This is a genomic window from Leucobacter sp. UCD-THU (genome assembly GCF_000349545.1).
GTDB lineage: Bacteria > Actinomycetota > Actinomycetes > Actinomycetales > Microbacteriaceae > Leucobacter > Leucobacter muris.
Window position 1 is genome coordinate 241,154 of the sequence record NZ_KB714599.1, and the last position, 15,144, is coordinate 256,297.

The window sequence follows — 15,144 nt, forward strand, 5'->3', positions numbered from 1 at the left end:
GCGCCGTCGCGCAGGCCTCCCCGCGCTCTCCGCGGTTCTGCTCGTCCCTCCGCATCCCTCCTCCGCTGCCCGGCCCGCCCTCGAAAGGCGGATTCTGCGGCCTCTACGCCCGCGCGACATGCGAAACTCGCCTTTCGGCGCACGCGCGGCGAGCAGTTCGAATATGCGAACCCGCTCGTCTCACGGCCCCCGCGCGTGCGGGGCTGGCGGGTAGGATGGATCGGTGCGCCGGGAACAGCCGTGTTCGGCGCGCTTCGAGCCGACACCACGGAGGATCCGCCCCAATGAGCGACCAGCCCGCAGCCAATGCGCCCGCAGAGACCGAAGAGGATCTCTTCGAACAGAAGCGCGTGCGCCTGGAGAAGCGGGACAGGCTGAACGAGGGCGCCGACCTCGGCGGGGGCGCGTACCCCGTCGAACTGCCGGTCACGGCGACCATCCCCGAGGTGCGCGCGAAGTGGGGCCGCCTCGAGCAGACCCCCGACAGCGCCTCGGGCGAGACGGTCGGCGTCGCGGGCCGCGTGGTCTTCCAGCGCAACACGGGCAAGCTCTGCTTCGCGTCGCTGCAGGCGGGCGACGGCACCCGCATCCAGGCGATGGTGAGTCTCGCCGAGGTGGGCGAGGAGTCGCTCGCGGCCTACAAGGAACTCGTCGACCTGGGCGATCACCTCTTCGTGAGCGGCGAGGTCGTCTCGAGCCGCCGCGGCGAGCTCTCGATCATGGTGCGCGAGTGGCGCCTCGCGGCGAAGGCGCTCGCACCCCTGCCCAACATGTACGCCGAGCTCAACGAGGAGTCGCGGGTGCGTCAGCGCTACCTCGACCTGATCCAGCGCGAGCAGGCCCGCATCAACGTCGTCACCCGGGCCCGTACGATGGCGAGCCTGCGCCGCACCTTCGCCGAGCGCGGGTTCATCGAGGTCGAGACCCCCATGCTGCAGACCATGCACGGCGGCGCCTCCGCGCGGCCGTTCGTCACGCACTCGAACGCCTTCGACACCGAGCTCTTCCTGCGTATCGCCCCCGAGCTCTACCTGAAGCGGGCCGTGGTCGGCGGGCTCGAGCGGGTCTTCGAGATCAACCGCAACTTCCGCAACGAGGGCGCCGACTCGACGCACAGCCCCGAGTTCGCGATGCTCGAGTCGTACCAGGCCTACACCGACTACAACGGCATCGCCGACCTGACGCAGCAGCTCATCCAGAACGCCGCGCTCGCGGTGAACGAGGGCACCGAGCGCGAGGGCACCCACGTGGTGCGCTGGGCCGACGGCACACTCTTCGATCTCGGCGGCGACTGGGATCGCATCTCGATGTACGGCACCCTCTCGCAGGCCGCGGGCCGCGAGATCACGCCCGAGACGCCGGTTTCGGAGCTGCAGGCCATCGCCGACGCCGAGGGCGTCGAGGTGCGGCTGCCGAACCACGGCAAGCTCGTCGAGGAACTGTGGGAGCACTTCGTGAAGGACGGGCTCGCCCGCCCCACCTTCGTGATGGATTTCCCGGTCGAGACGAGCCCGCTCACGCGCCACCACCGCTCCATTCCGGGTGTGGTCGAGAAGTGGGATCTCTACGTGCGGGGATTCGAGCTGGCCACCGGCTACTCCGAGCTCGTCGACCCGGTCGTGCAGCGCGAGCGCTTCGTGCAGCAGGCGGCCGAGGCGGCGCGCGGCGACGATGAGGCCATGAGCGTCGACGAGGAGTTCTTGCGCGCGCTCGAGCACGGCATGCCGCCGTCGGGGGGGATGGGCATGGGCATGGACCGTCTGCTGATGGCGCTGACGGGGCTCGGGATCCGCGAGACGATCCTCTTCCCGCTCGTCAAGTAGCGGCGGTTCGCCTCGTTCGCACCGCAGTGGCGGATGCTTCGGCGGAGCTCTCCGCCGGCTGCTTCGTCGCAGACGAATCGGTCGGGCGTGACTCCCGTTCTCGCGCACAGCGGTCCCAGGAAGAGCCGGGGGAGGACCGGTACCCTGGTGGGCATGGACAACTGGTGGATGAACGCGATCTGGTCGCTGATCCCGACCGTGCTCATCGGGGCATTCTTCTGGCTCGTGATGCGTCTGATCCTGCGCGCCGACCGCACCGAGCGCCGCGTCTACCAGCAGATCGAGAACGAGGAGCGCACCAAGGCGGGTCTGCCGCTGCGCGACGATTCGTAGCCCGGCCCCGCCGCCTCGCGGCCGCCTTCCATCGATAGAGTGGTCACGGGCGTGAGACGCGCTCGGCGAAGCGCAGGGGAGGCAGGCGGGCATGGATCTGAGCTGGTCCGGGTTCAATTGGCTCTACCTGTGGACCCTGACGGCGCTGATCGTCGACATCGTCATCAGGATCGTCGCTCTGTTCGTGGTGCCGCGCAACCGCCGCCCGACGGCGGGCATGGCGTGGCTGCTCGCCATCTTCCTGCTGCCGGTGCCCGGCCTGCTGCTCTTCCTCATCATCGGCAGCAAGCGGCTGCCGAAGAAGCGCGAGCGCAAGCAGGAGGCCGTCAACGAGTTCGTGGCCGAGATCTCGAGTCGCGAGGACAACGGCCTCGTCACCCCTGAGCGGGAGCTGCCGCCCGGCGTCGACAACGCCGTCAAGCTCGGCCGATCCCTCGGCGCGCAGCCGATGCTGCTCGGCAACACCGCTTCGATCTGCATCGACTACGAGGAGTCGCTCGCGCGTATGGCCGCGGCGATCCGCGAGGCGCGCGAGTACGTGCACGTGGAGTTCTACATCCTCGTGCACGACAGCACGACGGACGACGTCTTCGCGGCGCTGCGCGAGGCGATCGCGCGGGGTGTGAAGGTGCGCGTGCTGCTCGACCACATCTCGGCGGTGCGGAACCCCGGCGCGAAGCGCACGCGGCAGAGCCTCACCGACATGGGTGCGGAGTGGGTGTACATGCTGCCGGTGCGCCCCTGGCGGGGCGAGTACCAGCGGCCGGATCTGCGCAACCACCGCAAGCTGCTGGTGGTGGACGGCCGGGTCGGGTTCATGGGGTCGCAGAACCTCGTCGACTCCAGCTACAACAAGCCGGCGAACCGGCGCCGGGGTCTGCACTGGAAGGACCTGATGGTGCGCGTCGAGGGCCCGATCGTGCTCGGGCTCGAGGCCGTGTTCCAGGGCGACTGGTACCTCGAGACCGGCGAGTACCTCACGAACATCGCGGAGGGTCCGCTCTCGGTCGAGCGGCCAGGGGATCTGGACTGCCAGATCGTGCCGAGCGGCCCGGGGTACGGCGCCGAGAACAACCTGCAGGTGTTCGTCTCGCTGCTCTACGCCGCGCACCGCCGCATCAGCATCACGAGCCCGTACTTCGTGCCGGACGGCTCGATCATGAACGCGCTGCGCGCCGCCACGGCGCGGGGCGTCGAGGTGGAGCTGTTCGTCTCCGAGATCGGCGATCAGGCCGTGGTATACCACGCGCAGCGCTCCTACTACGAGGAGTTGCTGCGCGCCGGGGTGCGCATCTGGATGTTCAGGCCACCCTACATCCTCCACTCGAAGCACTTCACCATCGACGGCGATGTGGCGGTCGTGGGTTCCTCGAACATGGATCAGCGGTCGTTCGGGCTCAACATGGAGATCTCGATGGTGGTGCACGGCGCGGCCTTCGTTCGGGATCTCGACGGCGTGAACGACTACTACCGCGAGAACGCTCGCGAGCTCACCCTCGAGGAGTGGCAGCAGCAGTCGCTGCCGTCGCAGCTGCTCGACGGTCTCGCCCGCCTCACGTCCGCGCTGCAGTAGCGCCTGGGCTCGTCGGCGGGGCCGGCGCGCGCGGTTCCCGCTTCGCGCTTTCGTCGAGGCGCGCGCGGGCATCGCGCGAGAGCGCCGCGGCGACGTCGCCGACCCCCGTTTTGGAATTCCGCCGCGCATGTGCAAACATGCCACTACCGTATTCGACGGAAGGAAACGCAATGGCGCGTCAGACTGCTTCCCCCCTACCCGAAAACACCCCCGTGGCGAGCGCTGCAGGCGCCGAAGGCGCGGGCGAGGCGGCCGTCGCCGCCGTGAAGAAACCGAGGGCCGCGAAGCCGCGGACCGCGAAGGCGGCCGCGAAGACTGCCACGGCCCGGCCCGCTGCGAAGGCGGCGGCGAAGGCCTCCGCCGCGAAGGTGAAGGCCGCCGTCAAGCCGGCCGCGAAGTCGCGCACCGTCGAGAAGGCGGCCGCCTCGAGCCTGCCCGCGGCCGAGCCCGCGGCCGCCGTCAAGAAGCCTGTCGCCCTGCGCAAGCGTCCCCGCAAGGCGCCGGTGACGGGCCCGGTCACGATCGGTCGCAGCGGCTTCACGAAGCTCAAGAACATCTCCGAGATTCGCCACTACCTGCGCACGAGCGACACGCCGGTGTTCTTCGTGGGGGCGACGGCCTTCAACCTGCTCGGGCTCGACCGCTGGGTGCGGGGCTTCTCGTTCATCACCTACTACGACAGCTGGGACGGCAACCACCCGCGGGTCTTCACCCCGAGCGAGAAGCCGTACGTCGAGTTCGAGAGCGGCGAGGAGATCAACAACTGGCTGCTGAGCAACCACGAGGTGCGCGCCCACATCGAGCGCCGCACGCCCCCCGGGCGTGCGCCCGCAGGTCGTCATGGTGTTCTTCGATGAGGAGACCGAGCGCATCTGCGAGGAGCTCGATTACGAGCTGATCCTGCCGAGCCACGAGCTGCGCGAGCGGCTCGACTCGAAGATCGTGACCACGCAGATCGCCGACTCGGTCGGCGTTCCGAGCGTGCCGAACGTGCTCACCACGGTGCAGGGCTGGGACGAGCTGGTCGAGGTCTCGGAGCGGGCGGGGCTGGGTCAGGATCTGGTGATCCAGACCGCCTACGGCGACTCGGGCAAGACCACGTACTTCGTGACGAGCGAGGCCGAGTTCGCCGCCGTGGCCGACGAGGTGACCGACGTCGAGATCAAGGTGATGAAGCGGATCAACAACCGCCCGATCGCGATCGAGGCCGTGCTGACCCGCCAGGGCACGGTGGTGGGGCCGTGCATGACCGAGATCACGGGTCACGCCGACCTCACGCCGTACCGCGGAGGCTGGGCCGGCAACGAGATGTTCCCCACCGTGCTCGACGACACGAGCCGTCACGCCGCCATCGAGCTCGTGCGCAAGCTCGGCGACCGGCTCGGCAAAGAGGGGTACCGCGGCTTCTTCGAGGTCGACGTGCTGCTCGACACCGACACCGGCGACGTCTACCTCGGTGAGCTCAACCCCCGCATCAGCGGGGCCTCGGCGATCACGAACGTGACGGCCGGAGCGTACGCCGACGTGCCGCTGTTCGCCTTCCACCTGCTCGAGTACTCGGGGATCGACTTCGAGATCGACGTCGAGGAGATCAACCTGCGCTGGGAGGAGCTCGCCTCGGAGGACGAGTGGAGCCACATGGTGATCAAGCACACGAGCAGCACGGTGGAGCGCATCGACGCGGCGCCCCGCACCGGCCGCTACTCGCTCGACCACTACGGCAACCTCGTCTACACGCACCACGACTACGACTGGCACCTGCTGGGCAACGAGTCCGACGCGTTCTACCTGCGCATCTATCAGGAGGGCGACTACCGATGGAAGGGCGCCGACCTGGGCATCCTCGTCACGAAGGCGCATCTCGAGGCCAGTCACGGCGGTCTCACACTGCACGCCAAGTATCTAATCGATGCGATCCGCGGCATGTACCGCACGACCGTGATCGACGGCGACGAGCCCGCGCCGAAGTCGGCTCCCGCCAAGGGCAAGTGAGCCGCGTGGGATACTGAAGGGATGAATGCTGAGACCGGATACGGTGTGAACGGACCGACGACGGGGTTCATCGAGGTCGTTCCGCCGCTCGACCAGTGGCAGTTCGCTCCGTACCTGCAGTGGTCGATGCAGAACATCCAGTCGTTCCTGCCCGTGCATCCGATCAGCCGGGGGGCGCGAGCCACCGAGTTCGCGCTCCGCCCGGCAGATCTGGGCGCCCTCGCGGTGCCGCACCCGTGGGAGGACCGCAGCGCCACCTTCACGGAGGTGATGGGCACCACCCACACCGACGGCTGGATGGTCACCCACCGCGGCGCGATCGTGGGCGAGCAGTACCTCGGCAACCTCGCGCCGGCGGGCATGCACCTGCTGATGTCGGTCTCGAAGTCGCTCACCGCGACCACCGCGGGGCTGCTCGCGGCGAGCGGCGAGCTGAACCTCGACGCCCCGGTCACCGACTACGTGCCGCAGCTCATGGGATCCGGCTACGAGGGCGCCCTCGTGCGGCACCTCGTCGACATGCGCACGGGGGTGCGGTTCTCGGAGGAGTACCTCAACGAGGACGCCGAGGTGCGCCTGCTCGAGGAGGCCATCGGCTGGGCGCCGAAGAAGCACCCCGAGGTGCCGGACTCGCTGCTCGGCTTCCTGTCCACGCTGGGGCAGGAGGGACCGCACGGCGGCGTGTTCGACTACAAGTCGTGCGAGACCGACGCCCTCGGCTTCGTGATCCAGGGGGCGGCCGCCCGCCACGCGGGCGACGTGATGTCGGAGCGGCTGTGGCAGCCGATGGGGGCCGAGTTCGACGCGCACGTCGGCATCGACAGCGTCGGCGGCGGCATGTTCGACGGCGGCGTCTCGGCGGCGATGCGGGATCTCGCTCGCTTCGGCAACCTCTACGTCAACAAGGGCTACGCGCTCGACGGCGCGGCGGTGCTGCCCGAGTGGTGGGTCGAGGACACCTTCGCGGGCGGCCCCGACTCGAGGGAGGCGTTCGCGAGCTCCGAGGACGCCACCTACATGCGCGGCGGCATGTACCGCAACGGCTTCTGGTTCCCCGGCGAGAGCGGCGACGTGATGCTGGCGCTCGGCATCCACGGTCAGATGATCTACATGAACCGGGTGACGGGCGTGGTCGGAGTGAAGGTGTCGAGCTGGCCCACGCCGCAGGATGCCGAGAAGCTGTTCTGGACGGTGCGCGCCTTCGAGGTCGCCTCGTGGGCGCTCAACCGCGGAGAAGCGTAGCCGCAGCAGTCTCCGGCGCCCGCGCCACACTCAGCGCTGCCGAGCCGGCCCCGTCTCGCACGCCGGTCCCGAGGTCGTCGCCCGCCGCGTCTCCGATGGGATCCCGGCTGAGCAGCCAGATCTCGCCGTTCAGGATGCGGGGCACCGCGGCGCCGCTGAGCTGCGCGAGCCCAGCGCGCAGCAGCGCGCCGTGCGCGACCACGATGGTGCCGGGGGCGCGGTCGAGGATGCCGAGCATGGCTCCGGCGGAGCGCTCGGCGAGCTGCTCGAGCGGCTCGGCGCCGGGGATCTCGAGCCCGGGCCAGCGTTCGTGGGCGTCGCTCACGAGCAGGCCCTCGGCGGGGCCGAAGTCGCGTTCCCAGAGCGCCTCCTCGATGCGCGCCGAGTCGAGCCCGAGCGTCGTCGCGAGGATCTCGGCGGTCTCGAGGGCCCGGCCGAGCGGCGAGCTGAGCATGCCGCGCCACGGCCCATCCGCCGCGAGCTCGGCGAGGCGTGCGGCCGTCGCCGCGGCCTGAGCGCGCCCCGTGGTGTTGAGCGGCACCTCGGTGCGGCCCTGGATGCGGCGCTCGAGATTCCAGTCGGTCTCGCCGTGGCGCACCAGCGCGATCGTGTTCGCGGTCGAGAAGATCATGCACTCACCATAGGCGGTGCCGGCTGAGCCTCTGCTGCCTCCGACCCCCGTCGAGCCCCCGAGGACTGCGGCGATGCGGCCGCGACGGGCTCGTGCGCATCCGGTTCTTCCGCTCCCGCCGCCCGCCGACCGGTCGACGCCGCGGGGTAGGCGATCGCGCGCTCGATTTCGACCCGCACCCGCGTGCCCGCCGCGCAGCGGATCCCGCGTCCTCGGCTGCGCAGGCGCAGTCCGTTCCAGTCGACGACGAGGTCGTCGCCGTCCCTGCCGAACAGCGAGGAGGCCACTGCGGCGGGCCCCTCGGGATCGGGCACGACGCGCACGTGCTCGGGGAGCACCGCCAGCTCGACGGGGGAGCCGGGAGCGGGCGAGGCCCAGTCGGGCGAAGCGGCGCCCGCCGCGGCGCCAGACGCCGCACCAGTTCCGGGACCTCGCTCGATGCGATCCGCGGCCACGCGGAGCGCCGGCCGATGGGCCCGGAACCCGCTCGAGTCGAGGGCTCCCTCGATCACGGTCGCGTCGGCGATGAAGCCCGCCACGAAGGCCGATGCGGGGCGCCGCAGAAGCTCGGCGGGGGCGCCCTGCTGCTGCACCCGCCCGCCGTCGAGCACCACGACGCGATCGGCGAGCGCCAACGCCTCGCTGCGGTCGTGCGTCACGTGCAGCACGGTGAGGCCCAGCTCCCGCGTCAGCAGTCGCAGCTCGAGCCGCAGCCGATCGCGCAGCGGCTCGTCGAGCGCTGAGAGGGCCTCGTCGAGCAGCAGCACCCGCGGCCGAGCGACGATGGCGCGGGCGATCGCCACCCGCTGCCGCTGGCCGCCCGAGAGCGTCGCCGGGTTGCGGCGCTCGGTGCCCGCGAGTCCGACGAGTTCGAGCGCTTCCGAGACGCGTCGCGATCGCTCGGCGCGCGCGACGCCTGACCGCCTGAGCGGGTACTCGATGTTGCGGCCCACACTCCAGTGGGGCCACACCGCGTGCTGCTGGAACACCATGCCGAGACCGCGGCGCTCGGGTTCCACGCAGCGATCCGCGTCGGCGACGACCGCGTCGCCGATCCTCACCGAGCCGGCGGTGGGCCGCACGAAGCCCGCGACGGTGCGCAGCAGCGTCGTCTTGCCCGATCCCGAGGGGCCGATCAGCGCGACGAACTCGCCGTCGCCGACCCGCAGGTCGACGTCGGCGAGGCCGAGGTGGCCGCCCGGGTAGGCGAGGCTGACCGAGGTGAGGGAGACCGAGGACATGGGGATTCCTAACGTGAGCTGCGCGCCGTGAGGCCGAGGCCGGCGAGGCCGACGAGCGCGACGATGAGCGAGAGGGCGGACGAGGCGTTGTAGGCGCCGGCCTGCTGCAGGTTGAAGATGACCACGCCGAGGGTCTGCGAGCCGGGTGAGAGCAGCAGCACCGAGAGGGTGAGTTCGCGCACCGCGGTGAGCGCGACGAGCACCGCCCCCGACAGTGCGGCGGGTACCGCCATGCGGCACGAGATGTCCCACAGCGCCCGCAGCCGCGAGGCGCCGGCGACCCGCGCGGCCTCCTCGGCGGTGCCGGGCGTCGCGGCGAGCGGGGCGCTCACCGACTGCACTACCAGCGCGAGGAACGAGGTGAGGTAGGCGCAGAGGATGATCCACGGCGTGTTGTAGAGCCCGATGCTCGGGGCGATCACCAGCCAGGCGACCGCGATGACGAGGCCGGGGATCGCCTGCGGCAGCAGCGCGAGCCCCAGCAGTCCGGCGTTGTCGCGGGCCCGCGTGCGGGTGACGAGCGTGCCGATCGCGAGCCCGAGCAGCCCGCAGACGACCGCCGCCGAGATGGCGAGCATCACGGAGTTGCCGATGCCCGTGAGGGTGCCCGACGCCGTCAGGGCGCGTTCGAAGCTCGCGAGGGTGATGTTCTCGGGCGTGAACGGCACACCGGGAGCGGGCAGCAGGGACTGGGCGGTCAGGGTGACGAGGGGCAGCACGGTGATCGCGAGCACGAGCGCTGAGGCGGCGATCCCCACCGGGATGCGCGCCCGCCCGAGCGGCAGCCGATGCGGCGCCGCGGCCTGACCGTCGAGCTCGACGCGCGTGCGCGAGCGGAGCAGGTCGACCACCACGCCGAGCAGTGCGATCACCAGCAGCACGAAGCCGATCGCGGCGACCACCGCGAGCGGGTCGTCGACCGTGCCCGACTGGAGGTAGCGGTAGACGAGGGTCGACAGGGTGACGTAGCGCTCGGGCAGGCCGATGATCGAGGGGATGCCGAAGTCGGCGAGGTTCGAGACGGCGATGAGCGTGAACGACGACAGCATGGCGGGGCGCAGCAGCGGCAGCGTGATCGCCGTCATCGCGCGCCCGGCGGAGGAGCCCGCGATCCGCGCCGCCTGCTCGAGGTCGGCCGGCACGCGCCGCAGCGCCGCGGTGACGATCATCATGGCGACGGGGTAGCCGTGCACCGCGAGCAGGAAGACGACGCCGTCGCCGCCGTAGAGGTTCCAGAGCGGGGCGCCGAAGCGGGCCGACCACCACGCGTTGACCGGCGAACTCGGTCCGAGCAGGCTCAGCCACGCGATCGCGCCGACGAACGGCGGCATGAGCAGCGGGCTCAGGGCGAGCAGGCGCAGCGCCCGGCGACCCGGCAGGTCGGTGCGCTCGAGCAGCAGGGCGAGGGCGGTGCCCACGACCACGGCGAGCGCCCCGGACAGGGCTGCCGAGACGAGCGAGTTCACCGCCGCGTCGAGCACGGCGGGGTCGGCGAGCTGGGCCCAGCCGCCGCCCGTCGCGGCGAGCGCCACGATCGCCGCGATCGGCAGCAGCACGAGGGCGCCGACCGCGATCCACAGTGCGCCGCGAACGGCGCCGAGGCCGTCGAGGCGCGCGGTGCCCCCGCGGGGCCGACCGGCGACGGCCGGTCCCGCGGGGGCGAGCAGGCTACTGGAAGAGGCCATTGAAGGTCTCGACCGCGGCGGCCTGGGTGGCGCGGATCTTCTCGAGCTCGGGGTTCAGCAGCACGATGTCCGAGATCTCGGGCGCGCCCTCGGGGCTCTGCACGTCGTCGCGGATCGGCAGGTAGGACTGGGTGACGGCGATCTCCTGGCCCTGCTTGCTGATCAGGAAGTCGACGAGCAGCTTCGCGGCCTCGGGCTGCTCGGTGTCGGCGAAGATCCCGACGGGCTGCGAGACGAATGGCACGCCTTCCTCGGGGTAGACGGCCTCGATCGGCGAACCCGCGGCGGCGAGGTCGCGCACGAGCGAGTCGACCACGATGCCCACGGGGCTGCTGCCCTCGGCGACCGCCTGCGACACGGGGCCGTTGCTCTCGGCGATCAGGGGGCGGTTCGCGGCGAGGCCTTCGAGCCAGCTCAGGCCGAGCTTCGGCTCGTCGAGCCAGACGGCCGCGTTGTAGGCCGCCGCGCCCGAGACGTCGGGGTTGGGCATGGCGATCTTGCCGGCGTAGGCCGGGTCGGTGAGATCGTTCCACGAGGTCGGCGCGTCGGCGATCGTGTTCGTGTTGATCGCGATGACGGTCGGCAGCAGGCGCGTGCCCACGTAGAAGTGCTCGGGATCGATGAGATCCTGCTGGATGCTCGCGGCCTCGGGCGACTCGTACTCGAGCAGCAGGTCGCTCTCGGCGTAGTCCTCGAAGGTGGGGGCGTCGGCGGCGAGCAGCAGGTCGGCGCCGATGTCGCCGGCCTTCTCCTCCGCGGCGATGCGGGCCGTGAGGTCGCCGGTGCCGGCGCGGAACACCTCGACGTCGATCTCGGGGTGCTGCTCGGTGAAGGCGGCGATGAGCTCGTCGATCTTCTCCTGGGGTTCGGAGGTGTAGAGGGTGAGGCTCGCGGCCTCCGTCTCGGCGGCGTCGGGGGAGGCGTCGGCGGCCGGCGTCGAGCATGCGGTGAGCGCGAGTGCCGAGAGGGAGAGCGCCGCGACGGCGCCGAGGGAACGGTTACGAGACATGATCTGCTTTCTCTGGGGGTGCTGAGCGGTGGGTGAGTGGTCGGGAGAAGATGGGTTGCGGCGACTGGAGGCCGATCGCCGCGGCGCTCACGCCGTGGGCTGTGAACTGCACGAGCGAGAACATGGGGGCGTCGTGGCCCGCGACGGTGTCCGGCCCGGCGTCCATCACCTGGTGGTAGGCGAGCGAGGGGCCGACGAACACGGGGATGCCGCCGAGCGAGGCGGCGAGCGAGTGGTGGAAGTGGCCGGCGAGGATCGCGCGGGTGTCGGATCCCTCGAGCACGCTCAGCAGCTCGGGCGCGTCTGCGAGGCCCTGCTTGCTGAGCGAGGGGAGCGGCGACTCGACGGGAGCGTGGTGCAGCGCGATGATGCTTCCGGCTTCGTGCGGCTCGCACAGGGCGTCGGCGAGCCAGGCCAGCTGTGCCGGGCCGAGCGAGCCCGTGCTCGAGTCGAGGCGCACGATGCGGTAGCCCTCGACGTGCTCGACGCCGTAGTGGCGTTCGCCGTGACCGGGGAGCACGGCGGCGGCGACCGGGTCGTCGTGGTTGCCGAGCACGGTGAAGATGGGGGCGCCCACGATCTCGGCCAGTCGGGCGCAGGCCCGGGACACCGACCCGTACGCGCCGGGGTGGCCGCGCTGCACGAGATCGCCGGTGACGACGACGGCTTCGGGCGTCATGCCCACCGAGCGCGCGTACTCGCCCACGCGCTCGAGCCGGCCGACGCCGTCGACGGTGCCGTAGAGCAGCCCCTCCTCGGTGGCGTGCACGTCGCTGACGTGCAGCACGGTGAAGCGCCCGGTCGCCGAGCTCATCGCGCGGGCTCCGGATCGGTCGCGAACCGCGCCGGGAGCGCCGAGGCGGTGGGGAGCGCCGAGGCGGTGGGGATGGCCCTGGCCGCCGCTGCCTCCGACGCCCGACGCCCCAGCGCGGTGAGGTGCTCGAAGCGGGCGCCGTGGCGCACCAGGTAGGCGCTCGCGCCGCCCTGCCGTTCGACGACGTCGAGGGCGGCCGCGAGGGCTTCGGCGGGGCTGTCGAGGTGCAGCCGCTCGGCGTCGGCGCGGGCTCCGGCCGCGAGACCGAGCGCGTCGAGCTGTTCGGCGACGAGCGCCCGGCGGGCGGGGCGCACCGAGATCCCGGATCGGCTGTAGTCGTCGATCACGTCGTCGCGCGGTTCGCCGGCCGCGAGCCTGGCGAGTGCGACGACGAGGCCGGTGCGATCCTTGCCCGCAGTGCAGTGCACGATCGCGGTGCCGGGGTGCTCGGCGATCGCGATCACCGCGGCGGTGAGCTGCGGCGCGCGGTCGCGGATCAGGCCTCGGTAGATCGTTTCGAGGGTGCCGCTCGCCGGGGGGCGCTCGCCGTAGAGGGGGAGCGAGCGCACGGCGAGGGAGTGTCGGCGGGTGCGATGCTCCGAGGCCTCGCGCAGATCGATCACGAGGTCGACGCCCCGCTCGCGCAGCGCGCGTTCGCCTTCGGTCGAGAGCTCGTCGAGAGCGGCGGATCGCACGAGCCAGGGGGCGGCCTCGTCGCCGATGCCGCGAGCGTTATAGCTGCCGTCGAGCGGGAATTCGAACACGGGGCTCCTCGGGTGATGCGGCGGGTGTTCCGCCTCGTTCCAGAATCTCTGGAACGCGTTACATCACCACTATCGAGGCGTCGGGTGGCCGGAGGATGAACGGCGGGGGAACCCCGCGCGAAGAGTCGGCGAAGCGGGTGAGCGGCGGCGGGGCGGGCCCGGCGGCTACTCGCCCGCGTCGGCGAGGGCGCGGGCGACGACCGAACGCATCGCCTGCGAGTCGGTGGCCGCCGCGCCGTCGAGGCGGTCGGCGACCGCCGTGAGCAGCGCGTGCAGCAGTACGGAGTGGTTGAGGCGCACGAAGAAGGGGTCGACGGAGTGCTGGGGCCCCACCGCTCCCGTCGAGACCACCGCGTCGGCGAGCTCGGGGATCGGGGCGCGGGTGTAGCTGCACAGCGCGATCACGGTCGCGCCGCGCTGCTTCGCCGCTCGGCAGGTCGCGAGCGTGTGGGCGTTCGCACCGGAGTGACTGAGCGCCAGGCAGACGTCGCCCGGGCCCAGGGTGTGCGCCGCGAACTGCTGGGCGAGGATGTCGATCGGCGCCTCGACCGCTCGGCCGATGGTCGCGAAGCGCATGGCCGCGTCCTGCAGCGGCGGCGCCGAGAAGCCGTTGGCGGTGAAGAACACGCGCCCCGCTGCGGCGACGAGGGCCGCGGCCGCGGCGAGCGCCCCCCGGTCGACCGCGTCCCGGCCGAGCAGCAGGGCCTCGCGGGCGCTCTCGAACACGCGGCTCACGCCGTCGCCCGCGGCCGCGTCGGCGGGGGCGCCCTCGCGCGCCAACTCGAGCCGCAGATGCTGGAACCCCGTGAACCCGAGCCGCTGGCAGGCGCGGATCACGGTCGCCGCCGACGTGCCGGAGGCCGCCGCGAGCTGCTGCGTCGACCACTGCGGCACCTCGGACGCGCGGTCGAGCACGGCCCTCGCGACCGCTCCCTCGCTCGGCCCGAGCGAGGGGGCGTAGGCCCTGATGCGCGCGAGCGTCGAGCTCGCGCCGATCTCGACGGCGGGCGGTCCGGGGTGCGACGACATGCGCACAGGGTAGTGCACCCAGGTGTCGGCCGGGTGAAGCGCGGCCGGCCGGGATCCCGCCCCGCCCGCGGGCCGGACGGGGCGGGGCTCAGGCCCGTGCGGTTCCGCCGATCACGAGCAGCTCGCCGACCTCGCAGTCGAGCGCGCGGCAGATGGCGGTGAGGGTCGAGAAGCGGATCGCGCGAGCCCGATCGTTCTTGAGCACCGAGAGGTTGACGAGGCTGACCCCCACCCGCTCGCTGAGCTCGGTGAGGGTCATGCCCCGCGCGGCCAGGAGTTCGTCGAGCCGGCAGTGGATCGCGTGCGTCTCGCCGGCTTCGGCGGGGCTCATACGAGCCCCTCGGTCTCGCGCTGCAGACGCTCGCCCACCACGAAGACCGTGCTCACGAGCGCGATCACGAACGCTGCCAGAATGTAGGGGGCCGGAGCGACGCCGAACACGATGTTGTCGACCTGCCGGTCGGTGGCCCAGGCCAGGGCGCCGTTCGCGAGCATCGTGCGGCAGAGCTCGGAGGCCGCGTAGCCGACCAGGCCGACGATCCCGGCGACGCTGACGAGTCTCGTGTTGCGCCTGCTGAAGATGGTGCCGCGCAGCACCGAGATCGCCAGCGCGATCAGGCAGGCGGAGACGGCGGCCGTGACGAGCGCGGTGATGACCGGCGCGGCGACGCCTGCCGCGAGCGACGCGACGGGCATGTCGGTGACGCGGATCGTGGCCGCCTCGAGCTCGGCGGGAAGCGCGCCGGAACCGGCCGGCACCTCGATCGGCAGACCCGCGAAGCGCACCTCGACCGGGGCGGGATCCGGGCCCAGCAGCTCGACGATCCGCATGATGGCGAACACCGCGGTGGCGACGGTGATCGCGGCGCCGGCGCCGACGAAGGCCCAGAGGCCTGCGCGGTCGCCGCGGGATGGGCCGGGGGCGGGTGCGGGGGCGGACATGATCTCTCCTTTATCGATAGTCGATATTATCGCTTGTCGATAAGTTTGCGCGGTGGCGCTCGATCT

15 protein-coding genes are annotated in these 15,144 nt (G+C 71.6%); 6 read left to right on the top strand and 9 right to left on the bottom strand.

The window, feature by feature from the left end; all coding sequences use genetic code 11:
- Positions 1-284: 284 nt before the first annotated feature.
- From lysS to H490_RS18700, 6 genes are all read left to right on the top strand, one after another.
- A complete protein-coding gene (gene lysS, locus H490_RS18680) occupies positions 285-1,823 on the top strand; it encodes a lysine--tRNA ligase (RefSeq protein WP_017882929.1) in 1,539 nt (512 codons plus the stop codon).
- A 153-nt stretch (positions 1,824-1,976) separates the two neighbouring features.
- The gene (locus H490_RS18685) at positions 1,977-2,156 is read left to right on the top strand and encodes a hypothetical protein (protein WP_017882930.1); all 180 of its coding nucleotides are present in this window, start codon (positions 1,977-1,979) and stop codon (positions 2,154-2,156) included.
- A 91-nt stretch (positions 2,157-2,247) separates the two neighbouring features.
- Positions 2,248-3,729 (top strand): cardiolipin synthase, encoded by a 1,482-nt coding sequence (gene cls, locus H490_RS18690; protein ID WP_017882931.1) that lies wholly within the window; start codon positions 2,248-2,250, stop codon positions 3,727-3,729.
- Between the two features lie 212 nt (positions 3,730-3,941).
- Entirely contained in the window at positions 3,942-4,586 is a 645-nt protein-coding gene (locus H490_RS32600; protein ID WP_051066124.1) for a hypothetical protein, read from the top strand.
- Entirely contained in the window at positions 4,552-5,721 is a 1,170-nt protein-coding gene (locus tag H490_RS18695; RefSeq protein WP_051066125.1) for an ATP-grasp domain-containing protein, read from the top strand. The genes H490_RS32600 and H490_RS18695 overlap by 35 nt, the downstream gene beginning before the upstream one ends.
- Before the next feature lie 21 nt (positions 5,722-5,742).
- Positions 5,743-6,963, top strand: a complete 1,221-nt coding sequence (locus H490_RS18700) for a serine hydrolase domain-containing protein (protein WP_017882932.1) — start codon at positions 5,743-5,745, stop codon at positions 6,961-6,963.
- Here the strand turns inward: H490_RS18700 and H490_RS18705 are convergent.
- The 9 genes from H490_RS18705 to H490_RS18745 all read right to left on the bottom strand — a co-directional run bounded on the left by H490_RS18705 (position 6,944) and on the right by H490_RS18745 (position 15,078).
- Positions 6,944-7,594 carry a histidine phosphatase family protein gene (locus tag H490_RS18705; RefSeq protein ID WP_017882933.1) on the bottom strand — a complete coding sequence of 217 codons (651 nt, stop codon included), beginning with the start codon at positions 7,592-7,594 and terminating at the stop codon, positions 6,944-6,946. The two genes, H490_RS18700 and H490_RS18705, sit on opposite strands and share 20 nt — an antisense overlap.
- Positions 7,591-8,835 carry an ABC transporter ATP-binding protein gene (locus H490_RS18710; protein WP_017882934.1) on the bottom strand — a complete coding sequence of 415 codons (1,245 nt, stop codon included), beginning with the start codon at positions 8,833-8,835 and terminating at the stop codon, positions 7,591-7,593. Before H490_RS18710 ends, H490_RS18705 begins: the two co-directional genes overlap by 4 nt.
- 8 nt (positions 8,836-8,843) lie before the next feature.
- Entirely contained in the window at positions 8,844-10,520 is a 1,677-nt protein-coding gene (locus H490_RS18715; protein WP_017882935.1) for an ABC transporter permease, read from the bottom strand.
- Complete coding sequence (locus H490_RS18720; RefSeq protein WP_017882936.1) at positions 10,504-11,529, bottom strand: ABC transporter substrate-binding protein; 1,026 nt, start codon at positions 11,527-11,529, stop codon at positions 10,504-10,506. Before H490_RS18720 ends, H490_RS18715 begins: the two co-directional genes overlap by 17 nt.
- A complete protein-coding gene (locus H490_RS18725) occupies positions 11,519-12,343 on the bottom strand; it encodes a metallophosphoesterase (RefSeq protein ID WP_017882937.1) in 825 nt (274 codons plus the stop codon). Before H490_RS18725 ends, H490_RS18720 begins: the two co-directional genes overlap by 11 nt.
- Complete coding sequence (locus H490_RS18730; protein ID WP_017882938.1) at positions 12,340-13,107, bottom strand: tyrosine-protein phosphatase; 768 nt, start codon at positions 13,105-13,107, stop codon at positions 12,340-12,342. Before H490_RS18730 ends, H490_RS18725 begins: the two co-directional genes overlap by 4 nt.
- Before the next feature lie 165 nt (positions 13,108-13,272).
- Positions 13,273-14,136, bottom strand: coding sequence for a MurR/RpiR family transcriptional regulator (locus H490_RS18735; RefSeq protein ID WP_031289608.1), 864 nt, complete (start codon positions 14,134-14,136; stop codon positions 13,273-13,275).
- 88 nt (positions 14,137-14,224) lie between these two features.
- A complete protein-coding gene (locus tag H490_RS18740) occupies positions 14,225-14,467 on the bottom strand; it encodes a helix-turn-helix domain-containing protein (protein WP_017882940.1) in 243 nt (80 codons plus the stop codon).
- A complete protein-coding gene (locus tag H490_RS18745; protein ID WP_017882941.1) occupies positions 14,464-15,078 on the bottom strand; it encodes a DUF2975 domain-containing protein in 615 nt (204 codons plus the stop codon). The genes H490_RS18740 and H490_RS18745 overlap by 4 nt, the downstream gene beginning before the upstream one ends.
- Positions 15,079-15,144: the final 66 nt, after the last annotated feature.

Excerpts from the sequence above, each read along its gene's own strand:
- cls (WP_017882931.1), top strand. The coding sequence starts at position 2,248 with ATGGATCTGAGCTGGTCCGGGTTCAATTGGCTCTACCTGTGGACCCTG.
- H490_RS18705 (WP_017882933.1), bottom strand. The coding sequence starts at position 7,594 with ATGATCTTCTCGACCGCGAACACGATCGCGCTGGTGCGCCACGGCGAG.
- H490_RS18745 (WP_017882941.1), bottom strand. The coding sequence starts at position 15,078 with ATGTCCGCCCCCGCACCCGCCCCCGGCCCATCCCGCGGCGACCGCGCA.
- H490_RS18720 (WP_017882936.1), bottom strand. The coding sequence starts at position 11,529 with ATGTCTCGTAACCGTTCCCTCGGCGCCGTCGCGGCGCTCTCCCTCTCG.
- H490_RS18700 (WP_017882932.1), top strand. The coding sequence starts at position 5,743 with ATGAATGCTGAGACCGGATACGGTGTGAACGGACCGACGACGGGGTTC.
- lysS (WP_017882929.1), top strand. The coding sequence starts at position 285 with ATGAGCGACCAGCCCGCAGCCAATGCGCCCGCAGAGACCGAAGAGGAT.
- H490_RS18735 (WP_031289608.1), bottom strand. The coding sequence starts at position 14,136 with ATGTCGTCGCACCCCGGACCGCCCGCCGTCGAGATCGGCGCGAGCTCG.
- H490_RS18685 (WP_017882930.1), top strand. The coding sequence starts at position 1,977 with ATGGACAACTGGTGGATGAACGCGATCTGGTCGCTGATCCCGACCGTG.
- H490_RS18740 (WP_017882940.1), bottom strand. The coding sequence starts at position 14,467 with ATGAGCCCCGCCGAAGCCGGCGAGACGCACGCGATCCACTGCCGGCTC.
- H490_RS18710 (WP_017882934.1), bottom strand. The coding sequence starts at position 8,835 with ATGTCCTCGGTCTCCCTCACCTCGGTCAGCCTCGCCTACCCGGGCGGC.
- H490_RS18725 (WP_017882937.1), bottom strand. The coding sequence starts at position 12,343 with ATGAGCTCGGCGACCGGGCGCTTCACCGTGCTGCACGTCAGCGACGTG.
- H490_RS18715 (WP_017882935.1), bottom strand. The coding sequence starts at position 10,520 with ATGGCCTCTTCCAGTAGCCTGCTCGCCCCCGCGGGACCGGCCGTCGCC.